Raw genomic sequence first — 17267 nt, forward strand, 5'->3', positions numbered from 1 at the left:
TCGCCTGGTTACGATCTGAAATCATCCGCCCGCAAGGCCCCGCGCAGCACCAGCAGCAGCGGTTCGCCAGCCTCCAGCATGATCACCGGCGCCCTCTCCAGCATGTCCTTGGCCGCGCGATCCAGCGGACTTTCTATGCTGCGACCGAGGATGGTGCCCAGCAGGCTGCCGCCTCCGGTCAGTGCCGCCGAGGCAAGGTCCACCGCTACGCTGGCACCGATTAGCAGGCCCGTCTGAACCCAGGGCACCTCCACCGAGCCCGGCAGGCCTCCGGCACCGGTCGCATCGGCCGCCACGGCCGCCGGTTGAACGGTGTCATTGCGCGGCCACGGCCGGGTGATCATCGGCTTAGCGACCACGATGCGCTTTTGACCTTTGGTGACGCTGCTGCCGACCTCCATCGTCACCAGCGATCCGGCCGGCACCGCCAGGCAGGCGAAGCCGGCGTCCCAAACATCCTGCGTCACCTGGGCGGTCAGCACGCCGCCCTGCTCCGTCACGACCCGGCTGATGGTCTGCAGCGGGATCGGCGTTCCCGCCGGCACGATGCAGTCCCCACCGGCGGCCGCAAAATCCGTCCCTTCCCGGTGTCCGGCGGGTGTGCTCTCCTCTGGTTCCTTGCGGCTCCAGCCGCCCACCCCGGCCTCCAGCGCTTTCTTGCGCAGCTCGTCCTCCTTGGCCGGCCCACGCATTTGCGGCTTTGGTTGCGCCGGGGCCGGTTTCGGGACCTCGACACGGGGAGCCGGCGGCGGGGGCGGCGCCAGATCGGCGTAACTCGGCAGCTTGCCCTCGGGCGGACGATGGTCGAACAGGATCGGCAGCTTCGACACCGCCTCCCCTCCCTGGCCGCGGCCAACCATGTAGGCGACCAGCCCCACTCCAATCACCGCGGTGCTTACCAGCAGGATGCGAACGAGGTGCGGGCCGGAGACGATGACCCGGCGGCGCTCCAGTGGGTCGGGCGTCAACGGCGTGGTATCGGGCGCGCTCATGGCCGGTTCCTCCGGATACGAACCTCCTGGGCGCCGAGGCCCAGCAGAAGATGATCGTGGATGCCGGCGACGCGGTAGGTCGCGTTCATCCGGCCATACTGCACCGGCGTTCGAGTGCCATCCCCGGCGACGCGCCATAGCACCGGCGCACCGTAGGCGCCGAGCGCGCCGGGGGTGAAATTGATGATGGTCACCTTACCGTCGTCGCACACCGGCGGCTGCCCGTCCGCCGTCGGCGCCGGCCGCCATTCCGGCGTGTCGCCGTCCAGCGTGTAGCTGCAGCGGCGGTCGCGATAGGCCAGCTCGGTCGTGCGGTCACGCGCCTCCACGGTGGCAGCGCCGGCCACGGTCGCCGGTCCGTTCAGCGTGGCCAGCCAATCTTCGGGATAGCGCCACCGGACCTCGACGTGATGGACCCGCTTGTGGGTCTCGACGTTCAGATCGTATTTGCGCTCGTTGGTGAAGACCGAGATCTGCTGGTTGAGGCCGGCGCGCCGCGGCATGAAGGCGATGCATTCGGTGCGCTGCCGGCCTTTGCCGAAGCTGTAGGGCTGGTGCGGGATCCACACCTGGGCGCCCGGCGTCACGATGTCGCGCACCACCTCGCCCGGCTTCAGGCAGACCAGCGTCTGGTTCCCCTCGGCCATGTAGACGAGATACTGCTGGTCGGGCTGGAACCAGTATTCGCAGCTCTTGCCCTTGAAGCAGGTGAGATTCGGCAGGTCGAGCGCCGCCTCGTTGGCCTGCCCGACCCAGTTGCGGGTCTGCGCCCGCGACGGCCGCGACGCCAGCTTCTCCTTCGGCTCGCGCTCCATCGCGGTCGGTGGAATGTGGAGGTCGGCCATCGTGTAGGAGCGCGGTGGGCCGACTGCCGTAATGGGCTCGGGGGGCGGCACGTCGGTGGCGCAGGCGGCGAGCAGCGGCAGCGCGAGCCAGGGAATCAGGCGGGTCACGGCTGGGACTCCGAAGGTGTCGAAGCGGATGGGGAAACCCGTGGCTGGGGCGGTGCGGGCGACTTGACGCCGTCGCGCGGCTCGAGGGCTAGCGGCGTGCCGCTCGGCTGGGAGAAGCCGGAGATCGACACGCCGTCGAGCGCGCCATCGCGCGGCACCCCGTCCACCGTCACCACCGCGGCGCTCATCAGCGCACGGCTCTCCGGCTTGAAGCGCCGGTACACGGTCTCGGTCCATACCACATAGAAGGAGGAGGCGCCGGTCTTCGGGTCGGCTTCGCGCTCCTGCACGCGGATGTCGGCGACGTCGCGGCTCCAGCCTTCGTTTGGATCGAGGTCGGCCGCCAGCAGAGCGTCCAGCTTGTGCTCGGCCCCGCCGGTGAGGCGGGCGCGGGCGGCGGCGCGGTCCTTGGCCCGCATCACCGGGTCGGTGCCGATCTGACGCTGCCAGCGGATGAACCAGGACACCGCGTTGACACGGGCGCCCTTGCTGACGCTCAGCGTGGTGTCGAGCAGCAGCAGGCTCTGGTGGCCGTCGAGCGCCTGCTCGACCCGGTAGACCGGCTTGGTCCGGGCGATTTCCACCAATTGACCGGCGACGCGCAGATTGTCCCAGGTCATCAACCCGCCCCAGCCGAGGCCGAGGATGGTCAAGCCGAGATACCAGCGCTTCAGCCGCAGCGCCTTGGCCTCGCGGCTGGCCCGGTAGGTCATGGCGTCGAGATAGCGGGCGCTGTCCGGCACGCCGGCCGGCGGCGGATCGTAGGCGTTGACGATGCGCTCCCTCATGATGGTTCTCCCTTTTTCGGAGCATCGGGACTGGGTTTGCGGGTGCCGGCGGCGTCTCCGGCGCGCAGCCAGGAGTCTTCGCCACCCCAATCCTCGATCAGGCGGCTGGCTTGGCCACGGGTGAGGTCGGCGGAATAGGTGCGGCCGGCGGCGAGACGATCGAGCTGGCCGCGCTGGGCCTCGGTCATCGGCTTGTCCCAGCCACCGCCGGAACGCGTGGAACCTCCCTGCCCTGTCCCGCCGAAGCGGCCGGCCGGGTAGTGCCGGCTGGTACCGGCGGATCCGTCCGCCGAGCCAGAGCCGGACGCGCCGCCGACCGAGCCGGTGGCGCCGGTCGCCACGGTGCGGAGAAGGCCCAGAGCCGATGTGCTGCCGGCCATCACGCTGCCGGCGGCGTTCGAGGACGCGGCGGCCCCGCCGGCGATGCTGCGGGCGCCGAGCCAACCGGCGGTCCACAGGGCGGCCAGTGCCGTCATGCCATCCATCACCGGCCCGCCGTTGACCAAGCCGGCGGCGGCGCGCGGCGCCTTGATCGCCAGCACGAAGATGGCGGCGGCCAGCACCGCCACCCCGAAGGCCTGGGCCAGGGTCGGCGTGCCGGTGAAGGTCAGGCTGGTCAGGGTGGCGCCGCAGACGGCGATGATGGCGCCCAGCACGAGCAGGTTCATAGCCGACGCCGCGATGTAGCCGATGGCGCGCTCGGCGACGAAGCTGGTCGGCCCGAGCACGGCGAAGGGAATGGCGAGATAGGCGGCCAGCGACAACAGCCGGTATTCCAGGAAGGCGAGGAAGACCTGGATGGCCAGGATGCAGAAGCTGACAATCACCACCAGCGCCGCCAGCAGGAAGATGACGATCTCGACAAAGTTCAGGAAGAAGTCGACCGGCCCCAGCATCTCCTTGACGCGCAGCATCAGCGGGATCACCGCCTGGATGCCGAGATGGGCGATGTAGCCGGGGTCGTCGAGCGAGAAGCCGCCGGGGCCGAGGCTCAGCCCCTGCTGCGCCGCCGCCCGCATCAGGGCAGCGGAGCCGGCGGGGAACCACTCGACGAGCGCGCCGATGACGGTGAATTTCAGCAGCATGCGCAGGAAAGGGCCGTGGACCGCCGGCTTGCCCTCGAACAGCCAGAGCAGCAGGGCCAGGGTGTAGGACAGCATCATCAGCAAACGGAGTGCCGTGTGCGCATCCGGCCCGAGCAGGCCGAGGCCGGTGACCACGGCAGCCGTCAACTGTTGCAGGGCAATCGACAGGCCGCTGACGTCCATGGCCGGTCACTCCCGGCCGGGTGGGACGACGCGGTACCCCTCGAGGCCGCGCCAATCCGACAGGCGTTCCAACCGTTCGCGGGTCCAGGCGCCGTCATCGGTCAGCACCAGCACCACCAGGACGGCGGCGCCGACGACGCTGAGCAGAAACAAGCCGACGAAGACCAGGGCAATGCGTGCGAGGGTCATGGTTCAGCTCCCCGGGACGCCATAGGTGTCGAGGCCGCGCCAGCTGATGGCGGTCTGCTGGCGGGCGCGTTCGATGGCGGCCTGCTCGTAATCGAACTGGGCCTCCAGCGCGCGGCCATGGGCGGCCTGCAGCATCAGCAACTGGCCCGCCATCTCGGCGTTGAGCAGCGTCGCCTGGGTCCCGGCGTCGATGGCGCAGGTCTGACCGTCGCAGGCCTTCAGCGTCGCCGCCAGTTGGCGCGCCCGGTCCGGGTAGGACTCGATGCCGGTCATCACGTCGGCCGAGACCCGCTTGCTGATCCGGCTGGCGTCCCGGGCAAGGCGGGCCTGCTCGGCCTGATGTTCGGCAAGGCCCTCGGCATCCAGGCCGGCGGGAAGTGCGTCGGGATAGAGCGCGGTGAATTGCCGCTCGACCCCGTCGAGGTTCCAGAGCACCCGCCCGACGCCGTTGGCGACCTGACGGGCGTCACCGAGACGAGCCGCCACAGCACCACTGGTGTCGAGGTCGGAGAGCGCGCGCATGCGGATCATGTTGTCGATCTGGGTGATCATGTGCGCGGTCTGGGCGATGATCTCAATTTCCTGGCTCTGCACCATCTCCTCGACGAGCAGCGGCTTGCTCTCGACGATCGGGCAGCCCTTGCCCTGGCTCTGGGCGCTGCGACAAGGCTGGAGCCGGCGCTGACGGCGGCACCGGCGGGGCCGCTGGTGATATAGCCGACCACCGCGGCACCGATGGCGCTGAACAGCCCATTGCCGCCGCTGCTGCAACTGCCGCCACCGCTGCCGCCGAACAGGCCGCCAAGGCCGCCACCGCCGGAGAGCTGGGCAGCCGCCGGCAACGGGGCGGTAGTGAGGGCCATCGAAGCGAGCAGAAGAGCGGCGGCCGGAGTCAGCGTTCGGCATGGGGACATCCTGGTCATGACGGGTCTCCCGGATGGATGGAAGGGGAATCGGAATCGAGGGCCTCGGCGGCCTCGGACAGCCGGTGCCGGCGCAGCCAAGCGGCGGCGAAGCCGGCCGGGCCGGCCTCGGCGATAGTCTCGAAGGCGGCCCGGCGCTGGGCGGCCCCGCCGCAGCCACACACCGCCAGTGCCACCGGATCGAGGGTGAGCTGGCCGAGCCGGCTGCCGTCCGGCGTCTTGAAGAAGACGTCCCGCCGAGGCATGGCGTTGGCCACCAGCGCGGCCTCGGCGGCGTTCAGGCCCCAGTCGCGATAGAGCGCGCGCTTGGCGGCGTTGGAATCGGCGAGCAGCAGGAGGACACGGATGGTCTTCAGCATCGCCGCGATGGCCGAGCCCTCGATGTCGTCGAGCTGGTGGGTCGCCAGCACCAGCGCCACGTTCTTCTTCGGCCCGCGCCGGCGCAGCTCGTCCAGTTCGGCCGGCTGGTGCTTCAGCGCCTTGAAGGCCTCGTCGACCAGGAAGAGGGTCGGCCGGCCATCGGCGAAGAGCCGGTAGAAGCGGCGGAACAGCGCCTGGATCACCGGAGCGGCGCCGGCACCGCGGTCGATCAGCGCGCCGATGTCCACCGTGGTCCAGCAGGATCCCAGCAGCCGGTCCTCGGCGGAATCGACGAGATCGCCATAGGGGCCGCCGCGGCAGTAGGGCTCCAGCGCCACCCGCACCAGATTGTCGGGCACGAGATGGGCAAGGTGTGACAGGGTGCGTTCGGCCGGCGGCGAGGCGGCCAGCAGATGCAGCGCCGAATCCACCGCGTCGCCGGCCTCGGCCGCCGAGATGCCGCCCGGCACCAGCAGACCCTGGACACGCAGCAGCTCCATGACGAAGCCGTGGCCCCAGGCAAAGCCGCCGGGGGTATCGACGTCGGCCAGCGGCTGCAGCGCCAAGTCGGCGTAGGCGAGATCGCCCGAGCCCATCGAGAGAAATTCGCCACCGGCCGCCCAGGTGGCGGCGAGGCTGGTGCTCTCGGTGGCGTCGACGTCGATCCACACCACGCGGCCCTCCGGCACGCGGGCGAGGAACTGGTGACCGAGGAAGGCGAGCACGGTGGACTTGCCGGTGCGCGGCGGCCCGATCACCAGCGCGGCGCCATCCGGCCCCTGGTGGAGGTCGAGCATCAGCGGCGTGCCACCCTCGGCCTCAAGCTGCATCAGCGGATCGCAGCGGAGATGCGGATTGCGCTCCGGCCCGCCCCAGACCGACGACATCACCAGGAAGTCGGCGAGCTGGACCTGGGTCAGCGGCACCTTGCGCGGATTCGGCCGGACATGGCCGGGCAGCGTGCCGTACCAGGCGCGCTCGGCGCCCCAGCTCTCCTCGATCGCGGTGAAACCCAGCGTGCGCAGCGCCTTGACGAGCTCGTCGCGCCGGGTTTCGGCTTCCTCGACGGAGGATCCCCACAGCACGGCGGTCGGCGTCATCCAGCCGGAGCTGGTGCCGGCCTGCTCGGCCTCGAGCCGGGCGGCCTCGGCCTCCAGGGCTTCCAGCACGCCCACCGGGTCGTGGCGCAGCGCCGAGAACCCGCCGACGGCGCGCAGCAGCACGGACCGCCAGTCATAGGAGGTGTCGTCGTGTTTGCGCCACAAGGCGGCGAAGACACCACGGGCCTGGACATGGTCCATCGCCTCGAAGCGCACCGACCAGCGGAAGGGAAAGGGCAGCGCGTCGAGCGCGTTCAGCAGGCCGGGGTGGCTGACCTTGGGATAGCCACCGATGCCGACGACGCGGACATGCCAGCGTTCCGCCCCGTTGCTCCAGGCCGGAAAGGAGCCGGGGAGAAAGCCGACATCGACGAGGTTGGCCTTGATCGGAAAGCCTGGGATGTCGGGAGCGGTGACGTGGGGCTGTTCGACCGGCGAGACGCAGGAATGGAGAAAGGCCATCACCGCGTCGTCGCCCAGCATGCGAGCCCAGCCGACGGCGCGGCCGAGCAGGCCGGCGAACTGCAGCACCAGCTGGCGGAAGGGCTCGACATGATCGCGCATCACGTCGGGCCGGGCACGCTCGGGCGGGTTGCGGGTGAACCAGCCGGCCAGTCGCCGGGCCTGCCGATGGGTTGGCGTGAAGGTGATGGCGATCAGGCTGCGCGAGCGCAGCTGCCGGCCGGCGGCATCGAGCCGCTCGCGGCGCTCGGCGTCGATCAGACTGGCGACCGGATGGGTGCCGGTGCCGCGCGGATAGCCGGTTCCCCAGCGGCGCTGCATCTCGAAATGGAAGGTCCAGCCGCCGGTGAAGGGGAACAGCACATTGCTGGCGGCCATGGCGGTCTGCTGGATCTCGGACAAATCCTCGACGCTCTGGTCGCGGCCGCCATATTCGACGACGGCCATCAGGGCGCCGTCCTCCTCCAGCAGCACGACACCGGGCCAGACGAAACAATCCCAGGGCAGGTGGCGCGACAGGGCGTCGAAGCCGTCGTCGAAGGCGGTCAGGTCGAGCATGATCGACGCATCCATATTTATCGGGGAGCTTTGTAGGCGGAGCGGCCAAGCGAGCCGCCGCGGGTGCGCAGCGTCCGGGCCAGCCAGGCGGCGGTGCCCTGACGGACGATCTCCAGCCACCAGGGATCGCGCCGCGTCAGGTGACGGGCCGTCAGGAAGACGGCGAGGAACCCCGCCACCGCCTGGGGGATGGCGCCGAGGGCGAACCACAGCTCGGCGGCCAGCCACAGCGCGATCGCCAGCAGTTCCATCGGCACGCCGAGCGGCATCTTGGTCGGCCGCACCGAGGTGCGGCGCACCGGCTTCTCCCAACCATCCGGCAAAATGGATGGCGGCGGCAGCGGGGCCTGCACGGCTTAGCCTCCCGCCAGCGCGATGATGGCGTCGCGGGCACCGTAGGCGGCGGCCCCGGCGACGGTGAAGACGAACACCACCACGCCGGCGATGCGCGAGAACATCGCGGCGACCAGCGCCAGCAGCAGCCCGGCGGTGACGGCGATCGGTACGAAGTTGGTGTCGAACACCGCCTGCCAGGACAGGAGCTCGGCGCCGAGGTTGGCGATCACCTGCGCCCGCGCCGGCCCGCTCACCGCGGCCATCGTCAGCGCCAGGGCGAGAGCCCGGCGCATGTTACCGTTGGATGTCATGGTCACCTCCACCGTCAAAATCCCCCGCCCCCAGCGGGCGGAGGAGGAAGCCGCGGTCGGGGTCGTAGCCCTCCACACGGACGATCTCGTGAACGAAGCGGCGTCCGTCGGGACGGCGGGCGAGATGGACCACCGCGTCCACCGCCTTCGCGATCCAGCGCATCTGCAGGGCGTCCATGGCGATGCCGCCCAAGCCGACCATCTGGGCGACGCGGTCGAGCGCGTCCCAGGCCGAACCGGCATGCACAGTGCACAGCCCCGGATGGCCGGTGGTCCAGCCGACCACCATGGCGCGGGCCTCGGCGCGGCGGACCTCACCCAGCACCAGATGCGTCATCGGCACCCGCAGCGCGCCGGCGACCAGGGCCTCCAGCGTCACCGGCGGGCCGGCCAACGGATCGGCGACCATGGCGTAGGCGAAGGGACAGGGCGGCTCGAACTCGAAGGGGTCCTGGAGGATGGCGGGAAGCCCCTGCTGGAAGGCCGGCTCCTCCAGACAGGCCCGCAGCAACGTCGTCTTGCCGGTGTCGACGTCGCCGGCGATCACCAATGTGCGGCGCGCGACGATCAGCTGGCGGATCAGCGTGACCTGGAGTGTTGTCGCGGCTCCGGTGGCGGCCCAGTCGTCGAGCGTGATGCGGCCGCGGTAGGGCTTGCGGATCGAGCAGGACGGTCCCGGCGTCACCGGCGGGATGTCGGCGTGGATGCGCTCGCCGGTGACCGGCAGCACGGCGTCGAGCGTCGGGCGGTCGCGGCGGAGCTCACGGCGGGCAAAGCCGGCGACGGTGGCGAGAAAGCGCAGCACCTGGGCCGGCTCGACGGTGCGAACGAGCTCGGGCACCGGACCATTCTTCACCACCACCCGGCAGAGGGCGGAACCGCCGGCCGGCGGCAGCACCAGGACGTTGGCGACATCGTCGCGGGCCAGCAGGTCGCCGAACAGCTCGGCACGAAGCCGGGCCAGCGAGGCGAGCATCAAGGACTGACGATCGAGCTCGGCGTCCCGGTCATTCATGATGCCGCTCCGTTGCGGCGGCCACGGTGGGACCATTCCTCCAGGATCGCGGCGCGGGTCTCGGCGACCGCTTCGGCGTCGACCTCCAGCCCGACATTCAGCAGGGCGAGCTGGGTCACCATCATGTCCTCGATGCGCAGGATGGTGGCCTCGATCTGGTCCTCCTCAACCCGGGCGCGGGCCAGCGCCGACAGGCCGTGGTCGATCACCAGCGTGACGGCGTCGGAGAAATGACGGAGCCGGTGACGCTCCTGAATGATCTCGACCTGCCGGGCCAGCGCCTCGGGAATGCGGGCGGAGATATGGCGGAGCTTGCGCAGCTCTTCGGCACTGGGGGTGTTGCCGATGTCGCGGCTCATGGGCGATCCTCCCTTCACACGATGGTCTTGCGGCGGGGCGGACGGACGGAACGCGCCGGCTTCACGGGCGTGTTCGCTCCGTCCCCTGCCCCGCCCGGCGCACCGAACCAGCGATTCGCCTCAGGCCGAGGCGTCCAGGGACGAGCCGGCGGCCCGTAAAAGCCGCGCCATTGCGGATCGCTGTAGGGATGCAGGCGGGCGGCGCGGATCGGCTTGCCGTAGCCGAAGACGATCAGGTCGTTGCCGTCCATCTCCAGCGCCGCGTGCATCGGCATCACCGGCCGGCGGTCCACCCGCACGCCACGGCTGACCGTCGGCACCAGGTCGAGCAGCCCCTTCGATGTCGAGCGCGTCGGCACCTCCTCGATCGCCTCGCCGACCATCCGGCTGATCCGCTCGGCCTCGTCCGACGAGTTCGGCCGGAAGACGACGAGCCGCGTGTTGGCGGTCAGGCCCTTGCCGTAGCGCTCCTCGACCTCACCCAGGCTCTGGGCGAGCAGAAACAGGCGGATGTTGTATTCGCGGACGTAGCGGATCCATTCCGCCGCCTCGGCCATGCGGAACTGCAGGAACTCGTCCAGCGCCACCAGCAGCTTCCAGCGCCGCGATCGCCCGTCGTCGGTACGGTCGCGATCGACGGTGAGAAAGTCGATCATCTGGGTGAGGATCAGGGTGAAGACCCGGCGCAGCCGGCGAGCGTCCATCGGCCGGGCGACGATGTAGAGCGTCACCGGCCGCTCGCCGGCCACGAGATCGGAGATCGAGAAGTCGCTGGCGGCGGTCTGGGCGTCGAGAACGGAATCCTCGAACTCGGCCAGCAGCACCGAGGCGGTGACGTAGACTGACTTGCGGTAATGCAGGCTCTTGTCGACGGCTCCGCCCCGGCCGCCCTTGCGCGCCGGAGCATCCTTCTTGCCGTCCTCGTCCGTCGGCTCGGCGTCGGCGGCGACGCTCTTGTCCCAAAGCTCCTGGGCGGCGCGCTGGGCGGTCGGGTGGACGCCCTCGGCCAGCATCAAGGTCAGCCCGTCGTCACCGAGCAGGATGTGCCGGCGGGCGCCGGCCAACGACTTCCCGGAATCCGCTCCCGATGTGAGGAGATAGACGAAGACGCCGGTGAGGTAGGAGAAGGCGGCGTTGCGCCAGTGCCCCTCCTTCTCGCCCTCGGTGAGGATGCGGGCGGCGTGCTGGCAGTCGGGCACCAGATGCGGGCCAGGCCGTACCGCCATCAGCGGGTTGTAGCGGGGGCCGCCAATCCTGGCGAGGTCGAGCACGATGACGTCGCCGAAGCGCTCGCGCGCCGCCCCGCTGTCGCCGGCCATGGCGCCCTTGAAGTCCCAGACGACGGCGCTCTCGCGCCAGCCGGCGAACAGGGTGGGCAGCATCGTGGTGGTGGTCTTGCCCGAGCCGGTGGGGCCGATCACCAGCACCGGCTGCAGGCTGCGCTCGCGCAAGGGGCGGCCGTTCCAGGCGCCGAGGACGATGCAGGAGTCCGTCGTCATGCCCGCCTCCTCACAGCAGGCCGCTGCGGCGAAGGTCGGCGTCCCCGGCCCAGCGGCCAGCCCCGAAACGGGGACCGCGCTCGCCGCGCATGCCGAGGCCGACGCGCATCGCCAGCGCCAGGGCTCCGGCGACGCAGACCAGGACGGCCACCGTGACGATCCAGCGATGGCCGGGTGCCAGCAGCGTGCGCCAGGTCAGGAACTGGCCGGGCCAATAGAGCGCGATGCCCCCAACGCGAAGCCCGCCGAAGACAGCGGGCCAGACGAAAAGCCAGCCAACCAGTTCGGTGACGGCCTGGATCGTCAGCAGCCAGACGGCGACGACGCCGAGCACGGCACGAGGGGAAAGGCGGGTCACAGTTCGCGCCCTCCCAACTCGTCCAGGCCGTCGCGCCCAGCCTCGCGGCCGCGCTCCTCGCGCAGGCGCTGCATCTCGACCAGTTGGCGCTCGTAGGCCTGCCGCTCGCGCTCGTCCATCCAGCCCAGTGTCCGGGTGGTGACCTCGACCGCGTCGTGACGGAACCAGTGGGTGACGACGTCGCGGTCGAAGTAGAGGTCGCGGTCGTCCTGGACGCCGCGGATCATCACGTGCAGGTGCTGGTTGCCGTCCGGATGGGCCATGTCCGGCTTGCGCTCGACGGCCGCCACCCATTCCAGCTCGCCAACCCGGCGTTCCCAGGCGGTCATGACCGCGCGGCCGTAGGTCACCATGTCGTCGATACGGTGGCCGTCGTTCGGGCTGACGATGACGTGGAAGACGCGGCGGTCGTCCGACCAGGATGCTGCGACCTCGCCCTTGTCGATGCCGAGCCGCTCGCGGTCGAACAGCGGGCCGTCCTTGGCCAGGTAATTGGCCAGCACCGCCACCGAGTTGGGGAAGGCGCCGCGGGCGCGGTCGTGGTAGATCAGCTTGACGTTGACCGGGCGGGCATAGGCTCCGTGGCTGGCCGGAGCGGCGCGGACCTTGACCCGGCGCTCGGCCCGGCGGACGTAGCCGCGGGCGAGAGCCCGGCCACGGTCGGCCAGCGCCTTCATGCGGGCCTTGAAGCCGTCATCAGCCGCAAGGCCGTCGAAGATGGACCCACGTCCCTTCATGCCGATGCCCCTCCGTCAAACCGGAGCTGACGATGAACCGGAATCGGGCATGAGTGAAAGTTTTCAAAGGGATGACGGGAGATCGGAGACCATGTTCACCAATGTTCGCCCCAGGATGGGGGGTAGACAGGGAAACATGAAGGAAATCAACGATCCCGAACGACGGCGAACCGCCCCTTTATCTTGCTGTCCGTTGATTTCCTCTCTTCCACAGACCACCCCTGAGCACCGACGAGACTTGCACGCTATGGCCGACGTCCTGTCTTTGCGCGCTGTTACACGCCAGACTTCGCTGTTGGGTTGGACAGCACCGCCGACCCCCTTGATCAGCCCGCCGACGAGGCCAGTCCCCAACCAAAGACCTCCCAGACGACGTGGCGGACTTCCACCTCGGCCCGCCCGGCCATCTCAAGCTCCGGCACCAGCAACCCAGTGCTCCGGCTTTCCGCGAAGGTCCGCCGCTGCCGCACCACCGCCGCCGCCACCGGCAGGCGCAGCCCCAGCACCGTCGCTTCCGCCCCTGGTTCGACTGCCAGCCCATCCGCCACCCGGGTCAGCACCAGCGACGCCGTCAGACCAGGTTCGACCGCCAGCGCCTCGGTGACGAGCTGCATCGTGGTGGCACTTCGCCCCAGAGCCGCCCGATCCGGTGGCGTCGGCACCAGCACCGTCTCCGCCGCCAGCAGAGCCGCCCGCACCGCCGCCGGTGAGCGGGATGGAGTATCGAGGAGGATGTAGTCGAAACGGGTGGCCAGTCCCCACAACCCGCGGCGCAACTGGCTGCTGGTGATGGCGATGGTGTCGAACAGGGCCGGCAGGTCGTTGGCCCGCCGCATCCCCGCCCAGTCCCGCGACCCTGCACAGCCATCGACGTCGAGCAGCGCCACCCGCCGGCCCTGCAACGCCAGCTCGCCGGCGAGATTGACCGCCAGCGTGGTGCGGCCAACGCCCGGCGTCAGGTTGACCAGAGCGACGATCATGGCCGGTCCTTCCCGGCGAAGCGGGCTTCCAGCAACTCGCGCAGCAGCACCGCCATGGTGACTCCCCGGCGAAAGGCGGCGATCTTGATCCGTCCCCGCAGTTCCGGCGTGACGTCCACCGTCAGCCGCGCGGTGTAGAGCTCCGCCTTGGACGGTGTCCCCTCGCCCCGCCGCACCCAGGCGTCGGGCGCACCGGGGCGGGCGCCGAAGCCGATCCGTTCGCCGCTCATGGTCCAACCTCCAGCAACTCGGTGGCGAAGGCGGCGATCTCGCGGGCGGCGGCGGAATGCGGCTCCAGCTCGAAGGCCAACCGGCCGGATCGGACGCAACGGGCGAAGACGACGCGCTGGCCAACCGACGCCGCCAGCGCCGGTGGAACCACCCCGGCCAGCTCGCGCCGCGCGTCGGCCAGAAGCCGGGTGCGGGCGATGCAGCGGTTCAGCACGAAGCGGGCCGACAGCTCCGGTTTCCAGCCGCGCGCCTCGTCGAGCAGCCGCAGCAACTCGGCCGAAGCCCAGGCGTCGAAGGGGCTGGGCTGCACCGGGATCAGCACCCGCTCGGCCGCCAGGATCGCCGAGCGGACCAACGCGGTCACCCGGGGCGGCCCGTCGATCACGATATGCGCGACCCCGGCGGCAAGGTCAGGCACCTCGCGGTGCAGGGTCTCCCGCGCCAAGCCGGTCATCGCGAACAGCCGGGGCAGACCCTCCCGATTCCGCCGCTCGGCCCAATCGAGCGCCGAACCCTGGGGATCGGCATCGATCAGCAGCACGCGCTGCCCTTGCCGGGCCAGTTCACCGGCGAGGTGGAGGGCCAGCGTCGTTTTGCCGACCCCGCCCTTCTGGTTGAGCAGTGCCACGATCATGGCGAAACCCCGTGACGCGGCTTCTCCCCAGGATTCCACCCGGCCAACAACATAGAATCGTTAGAGTCTTTGTTAGATAAGTTAAGAGCGCGAATCGTCGTTGTGGACCAGAGGTTTGCCGAGGGTTCGCGCACCCGATGGCACGACCTCGCCGCACCCGATGGCACGAGCGTTTGCACACGCGATGGCACGAGCGGTTTCACCGGTTTTCCCCACGTGTCTGTGGATAAGTGTTCGGCGGCTCCGGGGGCGTGGCGAGGACGCCGCCCGGCCGGAAACGCAGGCGTTCGCTGCCATCTCGCCGGCGCTCGACGCTCAGCCGGTAACCGGGCAGCCGCTGCCGCCGGGCGATGCTCCGCAGGTCGATGGCGAAGTTGGCGAAACGGGCGAGACTGCCCGATTTGAGGTGCAGGTGGCGGAAATCGAAAACCCAGCCCTCGGCTTGGCGGCCGGCGTGCTTGCGGGCCAGCCGGTACAGCCAGCGCTCGATCCCGCCGGTCAGATCGAAGTAGTCCCGCTCGATGGTGAGGACGAAGGCGTCCTCCAGCACACCCTGGTAGAACCAGTCCGGCAGGATCAGCTCCAGCCCGAGCGGCCAGCCGGCGGCATCCGCCCGTTCCTTCCACTCGTTGATCCAGGAGAAGCGATGGCGGCGCCGCTGGTCGGCCTGCCGCAGGTTGGTGACGATGGTGGTCGCCTGCAAGCGGTCGAGGGCGGCGCGCAGGCGCTGGTAGTCGCGCACCGAGGTGCCACGCCCGGTGAAGGTGAGGATCTGATGCGGTGTCGTCACCAACTGGCGGGCGGTGCGCAGACCGGCGTCGCGCGCCTCCACCAGTTGGCTGGCCGCCCAGATCAGCACGTCGGCGTCCCAGATGGTGGCGATGCCATGCTCGGCGGTGCCCTCGACCCGGATGCAGACGTCGCCGGCGGCGTAGTCGATCGGCACCGTGCGCCGGGACTTGGCGAGCGAGAAGAAGGGATGCGCCATCAGGTCCTGCTGATCGCGCACCGCCATGTCGCCCGGCAGCGTGACGAACAGATCGCGTTGCCAGCGCGCGGCATCGCCGTTGCGAAACCCGTCCATCGCGCCGCCCTCAGCGCGTCGCCGGCCGGGCCGGCCGCACCGTGCCGGTCCCGGGATCGGAGGTCGAGGTGCGCAGGCCCTGATCGGCCCAGGCCTTCAAATCGTCGAGCGCGTAGACGACGCGCCCGCCGATCTTGCGGTAGCGCGGTCCGGTGCCGTAGACGCGGTGCTTCTCCAGCGTCCGGCCGGACAGGCCGAGAAGGCGCGCAGCCTCGGGGGTGCGCAGAAAGCGCGGCGGCAGATTGCCAATGGTGTCGGACATGAGCGAGCCTCCGTGAGCCGCAGCGCACCATCGGAGGAGGGCGCGCGCGGTGGAGGAAGGCTCGCGGAAACAGCGAAACGCCGGGGAGGGGAAAGACCGCAGGGGCCGGAGTCCCCCGGCCCCTGCGGTGACAGCCTACGCGGGACCGCGCCCGAACCGGCCGGCCAGCAGGTCGCGATAGCCGCCGGTCATCAGCCGCCGGCCCCGGCGGATCAGGTAGCGGACCTGATCGCGCAAGGGGCTGGAACGGAACCAGTCGGTGGATGTCCGCTGGTCGCCGAACAGCGCGGCGGCGGTGTCGCGCAGGCTGGCGCCGGCCAGCGCGGCGTCGAGCCCTTGCAGAACCCGGCGCAGCATGTCGGTCTGGTAGCCGGTCAACTCGGCTGGCGGATCGGACTCCGTCATCAGCGCCGCCAACCGCTCGATCCCGGCGATCTGCGGAGCACGCGGGGCGTCGAACGCCACGGTGGCCCACAGCGGCGTTCCCGGCTCGGGCAGTTCGGGGGCCAGGACGAGGAAGCGCCGCTCCCGTGGACCATCGGCGATGACGACGTGCAGACCGTCCGGCGTCGGCAACACCGCCCGCCGCCCTGGTCCCGTCAAGGGATCAGCGGTCGCGGGGACCATTCGTCCGGGTACTGGGTCCGGGATCAACCGCACCAGCCCCGGCAGGAGGTCCGGCGTCCAGAAGAGCGCCGTGTCGTGGCCGCTGCGGTCCGGGTCCTCGGCGACAGGACAACCCCCAGCGCCGGCCGGCGGCGGCGCGGGCCGTGGAGCGCGGTGCCGCCGCCCGAGTCTCGGCCCGATAGTCGGGGTTGCGGCGCAGGAATTCCCACGCCCAGCCGGAGACCGACAGCGACACCGTGTCGGCGTAGGCGGCGGCGGACCGCCAGTCCTTCGTGTTCGTCATGGAACCGTCCTCGTCACGAATGGAAGGGACGGATGCGCATCCGGACGGTGAGGTTGCGGACGGGACGCGACGCCGCTAGGCCGGTGCTGCTTATCGGGCGATAAGCCCAGTCCGCCCTCCTCCGATCGAAAGGGAGAAAAGTCTTTGATCGTACTGGGATTTCGCGCCCGGCCGGCGCGATCCGGCACCAGTCGCGCCACAGCGGCTCCGTCGGCCTAGCTCGACCCGAGCAGGTGACGGTATCCGTTCTCGGTCATCCAACGGGCACGGGCGAGGTGGCTGGCGTGGGCACGCCGGGCGCGCTCGGGTTCCTCGATCGGATCGATGCGCAGAACGATGCGGGCCACCTCGTCCGGATCGGCGCCCTCGGCCGCCGCGTCGAGTAGGCGCAGATAGGTGACCAGATGCAGCCGGTCGTACGCGGTGAGCGTCTCGCCACTGGGGGCTTCGTCGAAGACCGGCGCGTCGATGCGCGGCTTTTTCATGCGTGCGCTCCCTTCCACCGAACCAAACCCGCACAAAGGCCCCCGGACCAGGGGGCCGCCGTCGGAATGGGAGATGTATCCCGTGGAGACATCTCCCGCAATGAGGCTCCATCCTGGCGATGGAGGATCTGCCCGACATACTCGCCGCGAACATCCGGCGTCTGCGGCGTGAGCGGGGCATCACGCAGGAGGACCTTGCGCACAGGTCGGGCATCGACCGCAGCTATGTCGGCCAAATCGAGCGGGCCGAGCACAAGGCGACAGTCGTCACGCTCGGCCGGTTGGCGCAAGCGCTGAAGGTTCTTCCCGGCGATCTGCTGACGCTTCCGTCCCATCACCCCTATCTCTCCGAACTGACGGGTAGCCACCCGAACGGCGACGACGCTGGATAGCATACTTGGATATGGCGCAGCGTCACCGCCACCCTTGCTTTGAGGCCGAAGGGTTCGAATTTCCAACGAACTTTCGTCGGA

The 17267-nt window shown here is 70.1% G+C and carries 23 protein-coding genes; 1 reads left to right on the top strand and 22 read right to left on the bottom strand.

The features are described from left to right. Window positions 1-8: 8 nt before the first annotated feature. From F1643_RS06385 to F1643_RS06490, 22 genes are all read right to left on the bottom strand, one after another. Window positions 9-992 carry a TrbI/VirB10 family protein gene (locus tag F1643_RS06385; RefSeq protein WP_194911897.1) on the bottom strand — a complete coding sequence of 328 codons (984 nt, stop codon included), beginning with the start codon at window positions 990-992 and terminating at the stop codon, window positions 9-11. After that, window positions 989-1945, bottom strand: a complete 957-nt coding sequence (locus F1643_RS06390) for a TrbG/VirB9 family P-type conjugative transfer protein (protein WP_194911915.1) — start codon at window positions 1943-1945, stop codon at window positions 989-991. Before F1643_RS06390 ends, F1643_RS06385 begins: the two co-directional genes overlap by 4 nt. Beyond that, the gene (locus F1643_RS06395) at window positions 1942-2733 is read right to left on the bottom strand and encodes a hypothetical protein (protein WP_194911918.1); all 792 of its coding nucleotides are present in this window, start codon (window positions 2731-2733) and stop codon (window positions 1942-1944) included. The genes F1643_RS06390 and F1643_RS06395 overlap by 4 nt, the downstream gene beginning before the upstream one ends. Beyond that, entirely contained in the window at window positions 2730-4001 is a 1272-nt protein-coding gene (locus F1643_RS06400; protein ID WP_194911926.1) for a type IV secretion system protein, read from the bottom strand. Before F1643_RS06400 ends, F1643_RS06395 begins: the two co-directional genes overlap by 4 nt. A 6-nt stretch (window positions 4002-4007) precedes the next feature. Continuing rightward, window positions 4008-4190, bottom strand: coding sequence for a hypothetical protein (locus F1643_RS06405; RefSeq protein ID WP_194911929.1), 183 nt, complete (start codon window positions 4188-4190; stop codon window positions 4008-4010). Window positions 4191-4193: 3 nt separating this feature from the next. Further along, window positions 4194-4787 (bottom strand): hypothetical protein, encoded by a 594-nt coding sequence (locus F1643_RS06410; protein ID WP_255542467.1) that lies wholly within the window; start codon window positions 4785-4787, stop codon window positions 4194-4196. A 322-nt stretch (window positions 4788-5109) separates the two neighbouring features. Further along, on the bottom strand, window positions 5110-7593 hold the full coding sequence (locus F1643_RS06415; RefSeq protein WP_194911931.1) for a conjugal transfer protein TrbE: 2484 nt from the start codon (window positions 7591-7593) through the stop codon (window positions 5110-5112). A 17-nt stretch (window positions 7594-7610) separates the two neighbouring features. After that, window positions 7611-7946, bottom strand: coding sequence for a VirB3 family type IV secretion system protein (locus F1643_RS06420; protein ID WP_194911941.1), 336 nt, complete (start codon window positions 7944-7946; stop codon window positions 7611-7613). 3 nt (window positions 7947-7949) lie between these two features. Beyond that, window positions 7950-8240 (bottom strand): hypothetical protein, encoded by a 291-nt coding sequence (locus F1643_RS06425; protein WP_194911943.1) that lies wholly within the window; start codon window positions 8238-8240, stop codon window positions 7950-7952. Then, window positions 8224-9255, bottom strand: a complete 1032-nt coding sequence (locus tag F1643_RS06430; RefSeq protein WP_194911952.1) for an ATPase, T2SS/T4P/T4SS family — start codon at window positions 9253-9255, stop codon at window positions 8224-8226. Before F1643_RS06430 ends, F1643_RS06425 begins: the two co-directional genes overlap by 17 nt. Beyond that, the gene (locus tag F1643_RS06435) at window positions 9252-9614 is read right to left on the bottom strand and encodes a hypothetical protein (protein ID WP_194911954.1); all 363 of its coding nucleotides are present in this window, start codon (window positions 9612-9614) and stop codon (window positions 9252-9254) included. The genes F1643_RS06430 and F1643_RS06435 overlap by 4 nt, the downstream gene beginning before the upstream one ends. A 14-nt stretch (window positions 9615-9628) precedes the next feature. Further along, window positions 9629-11113, bottom strand: a complete 1485-nt coding sequence (locus F1643_RS06440; protein WP_194911957.1) for a type IV secretory system conjugative DNA transfer family protein — start codon at window positions 11111-11113, stop codon at window positions 9629-9631. Between the two features lie 10 nt (window positions 11114-11123). After that, the gene (locus F1643_RS06445) at window positions 11124-11471 is read right to left on the bottom strand and encodes a hypothetical protein (RefSeq protein WP_194911959.1); all 348 of its coding nucleotides are present in this window, start codon (window positions 11469-11471) and stop codon (window positions 11124-11126) included. After that, the gene (locus F1643_RS06450) at window positions 11468-12208 is read right to left on the bottom strand and encodes a hypothetical protein (protein WP_194911962.1); all 741 of its coding nucleotides are present in this window, start codon (window positions 12206-12208) and stop codon (window positions 11468-11470) included. The genes F1643_RS06445 and F1643_RS06450 overlap by 4 nt, the downstream gene beginning before the upstream one ends. A gap of 326 nt (window positions 12209-12534) precedes the next feature. Continuing rightward, window positions 12535-13188 carry a ParA family protein gene (locus F1643_RS06455; protein WP_194911964.1) on the bottom strand — a complete coding sequence of 218 codons (654 nt, stop codon included), beginning with the start codon at window positions 13186-13188 and terminating at the stop codon, window positions 12535-12537. Continuing rightward, window positions 13185-13418: a chromosome partitioning protein ParB gene (locus F1643_RS06460; RefSeq protein ID WP_194911968.1), complete on the bottom strand. Its 234-nt coding sequence runs from the start codon at window positions 13416-13418 to the stop codon at window positions 13185-13187. The genes F1643_RS06455 and F1643_RS06460 overlap by 4 nt, the downstream gene beginning before the upstream one ends. Then, window positions 13415-14053, bottom strand: coding sequence for a ParA family partition ATPase (parA, locus tag F1643_RS06465; protein WP_194911970.1), 639 nt, complete (start codon window positions 14051-14053; stop codon window positions 13415-13417). The genes F1643_RS06460 and parA overlap by 4 nt, the downstream gene beginning before the upstream one ends. A 199-nt stretch (window positions 14054-14252) precedes the next feature. Further along, window positions 14253-15137 carry a replication initiator protein A gene (locus F1643_RS06470; protein ID WP_194911973.1) on the bottom strand — a complete coding sequence of 295 codons (885 nt, stop codon included), beginning with the start codon at window positions 15135-15137 and terminating at the stop codon, window positions 14253-14255. A 10-nt stretch (window positions 15138-15147) separates the two neighbouring features. Then, window positions 15148-15399 (bottom strand): AlpA family transcriptional regulator, encoded by a 252-nt coding sequence (locus F1643_RS06475; protein ID WP_194911976.1) that lies wholly within the window; start codon window positions 15397-15399, stop codon window positions 15148-15150. A gap of 135 nt (window positions 15400-15534) precedes the next feature. Continuing rightward, window positions 15535-15978 carry a DUF2285 domain-containing protein gene (locus F1643_RS06480; RefSeq protein WP_370540497.1) on the bottom strand — a complete coding sequence of 148 codons (444 nt, stop codon included), beginning with the start codon at window positions 15976-15978 and terminating at the stop codon, window positions 15535-15537. 28 nt (window positions 15979-16006) lie between these two features. Then, window positions 16007-16309, bottom strand: a complete 303-nt coding sequence (locus tag F1643_RS06485) for a transcriptional regulator domain-containing protein (protein ID WP_194911979.1) — start codon at window positions 16307-16309, stop codon at window positions 16007-16009. A gap of 215 nt (window positions 16310-16524) precedes the next feature. Continuing rightward, window positions 16525-16794 carry a DNA -binding domain-containing protein gene (locus F1643_RS06490; RefSeq protein ID WP_194911982.1) on the bottom strand — a complete coding sequence of 90 codons (270 nt, stop codon included), beginning with the start codon at window positions 16792-16794 and terminating at the stop codon, window positions 16525-16527. 119 nt (window positions 16795-16913) lie between these two features. Here F1643_RS06490 and F1643_RS06495 point away from each other — a divergent pair, with 119 nt between their 5' ends. Beyond that, complete coding sequence (locus tag F1643_RS06495) at window positions 16914-17186, top strand: helix-turn-helix domain-containing protein (protein WP_194911984.1); 273 nt, start codon at window positions 16914-16916, stop codon at window positions 17184-17186. The last annotated feature ends 81 nt before the right edge of the window (window positions 17187-17267 follow it).

The sequence above is a fragment of the Azospirillum sp. INR13 genome (genome assembly GCF_015390205.1).
Lineage (GTDB): Bacteria > Pseudomonadota > Alphaproteobacteria > Azospirillales > Azospirillaceae > Azospirillum.

Excerpts from the sequence above, each read along its gene's own strand:
- F1643_RS06425 (WP_194911943.1), bottom strand. The coding sequence starts at position 8,240 with ATGACATCCAACGGTAACATGCGCCGGGCTCTCGCCCTGGCGCTGACG.
- F1643_RS06470 (WP_194911973.1), bottom strand. The coding sequence starts at position 15,137 with ATGGACGGGTTTCGCAACGGCGATGCCGCGCGCTGGCAACGCGATCTG.
- F1643_RS06475 (WP_194911976.1), bottom strand. The coding sequence starts at position 15,399 with ATGTCCGACACCATTGGCAATCTGCCGCCGCGCTTTCTGCGCACCCCC.
- F1643_RS06450 (WP_194911962.1), bottom strand. The coding sequence starts at position 12,208 with ATGAAGGGACGTGGGTCCATCTTCGACGGCCTTGCGGCTGATGACGGC.
- F1643_RS06460 (WP_194911968.1), bottom strand. The coding sequence starts at position 13,418 with ATGAGCGGCGAACGGATCGGCTTCGGCGCCCGCCCCGGTGCGCCCGAC.
- F1643_RS06415 (WP_194911931.1), bottom strand. The coding sequence starts at position 7,593 with ATGCTCGACCTGACCGCCTTCGACGACGGCTTCGACGCCCTGTCGCGC.
- F1643_RS06485 (WP_194911979.1), bottom strand. The coding sequence starts at position 16,309 with ATGACGAACACGAAGGACTGGCGGTCCGCCGCCGCCTACGCCGACACG.
- F1643_RS06495 (WP_194911984.1), top strand. The coding sequence starts at position 16,914 with ATGGAGGATCTGCCCGACATACTCGCCGCGAACATCCGGCGTCTGCGG.
- F1643_RS06490 (WP_194911982.1), bottom strand. The coding sequence starts at position 16,794 with ATGAAAAAGCCGCGCATCGACGCGCCGGTCTTCGACGAAGCCCCCAGT.
- F1643_RS06430 (WP_194911952.1), bottom strand. The coding sequence starts at position 9,255 with ATGAATGACCGGGACGCCGAGCTCGATCGTCAGTCCTTGATGCTCGCC.
- F1643_RS06435 (WP_194911954.1), bottom strand. The coding sequence starts at position 9,614 with ATGAGCCGCGACATCGGCAACACCCCCAGTGCCGAAGAGCTGCGCAAG.
- F1643_RS06440 (WP_194911957.1), bottom strand. The coding sequence starts at position 11,113 with ATGACGACGGACTCCTGCATCGTCCTCGGCGCCTGGAACGGCCGCCCC.
- F1643_RS06385 (WP_194911897.1), bottom strand. The coding sequence starts at position 992 with ATGAGCGCGCCCGATACCACGCCGTTGACGCCCGACCCACTGGAGCGC.
- F1643_RS06455 (WP_194911964.1), bottom strand. The coding sequence starts at position 13,188 with ATGATCGTCGCTCTGGTCAACCTGACGCCGGGCGTTGGCCGCACCACG.
- parA (WP_194911970.1), bottom strand. The coding sequence starts at position 14,053 with ATGATCGTGGCACTGCTCAACCAGAAGGGCGGGGTCGGCAAAACGACG.
- F1643_RS06410 (WP_255542467.1), bottom strand. The coding sequence starts at position 4,787 with ATGGTGCAGAGCCAGGAAATTGAGATCATCGCCCAGACCGCGCACATG.
- F1643_RS06395 (WP_194911918.1), bottom strand. The coding sequence starts at position 2,733 with ATGAGGGAGCGCATCGTCAACGCCTACGATCCGCCGCCGGCCGGCGTG.
- F1643_RS06405 (WP_194911929.1), bottom strand. The coding sequence starts at position 4,190 with ATGACCCTCGCACGCATTGCCCTGGTCTTCGTCGGCTTGTTTCTGCTC.
- F1643_RS06400 (WP_194911926.1), bottom strand. The coding sequence starts at position 4,001 with ATGGACGTCAGCGGCCTGTCGATTGCCCTGCAACAGTTGACGGCTGCC.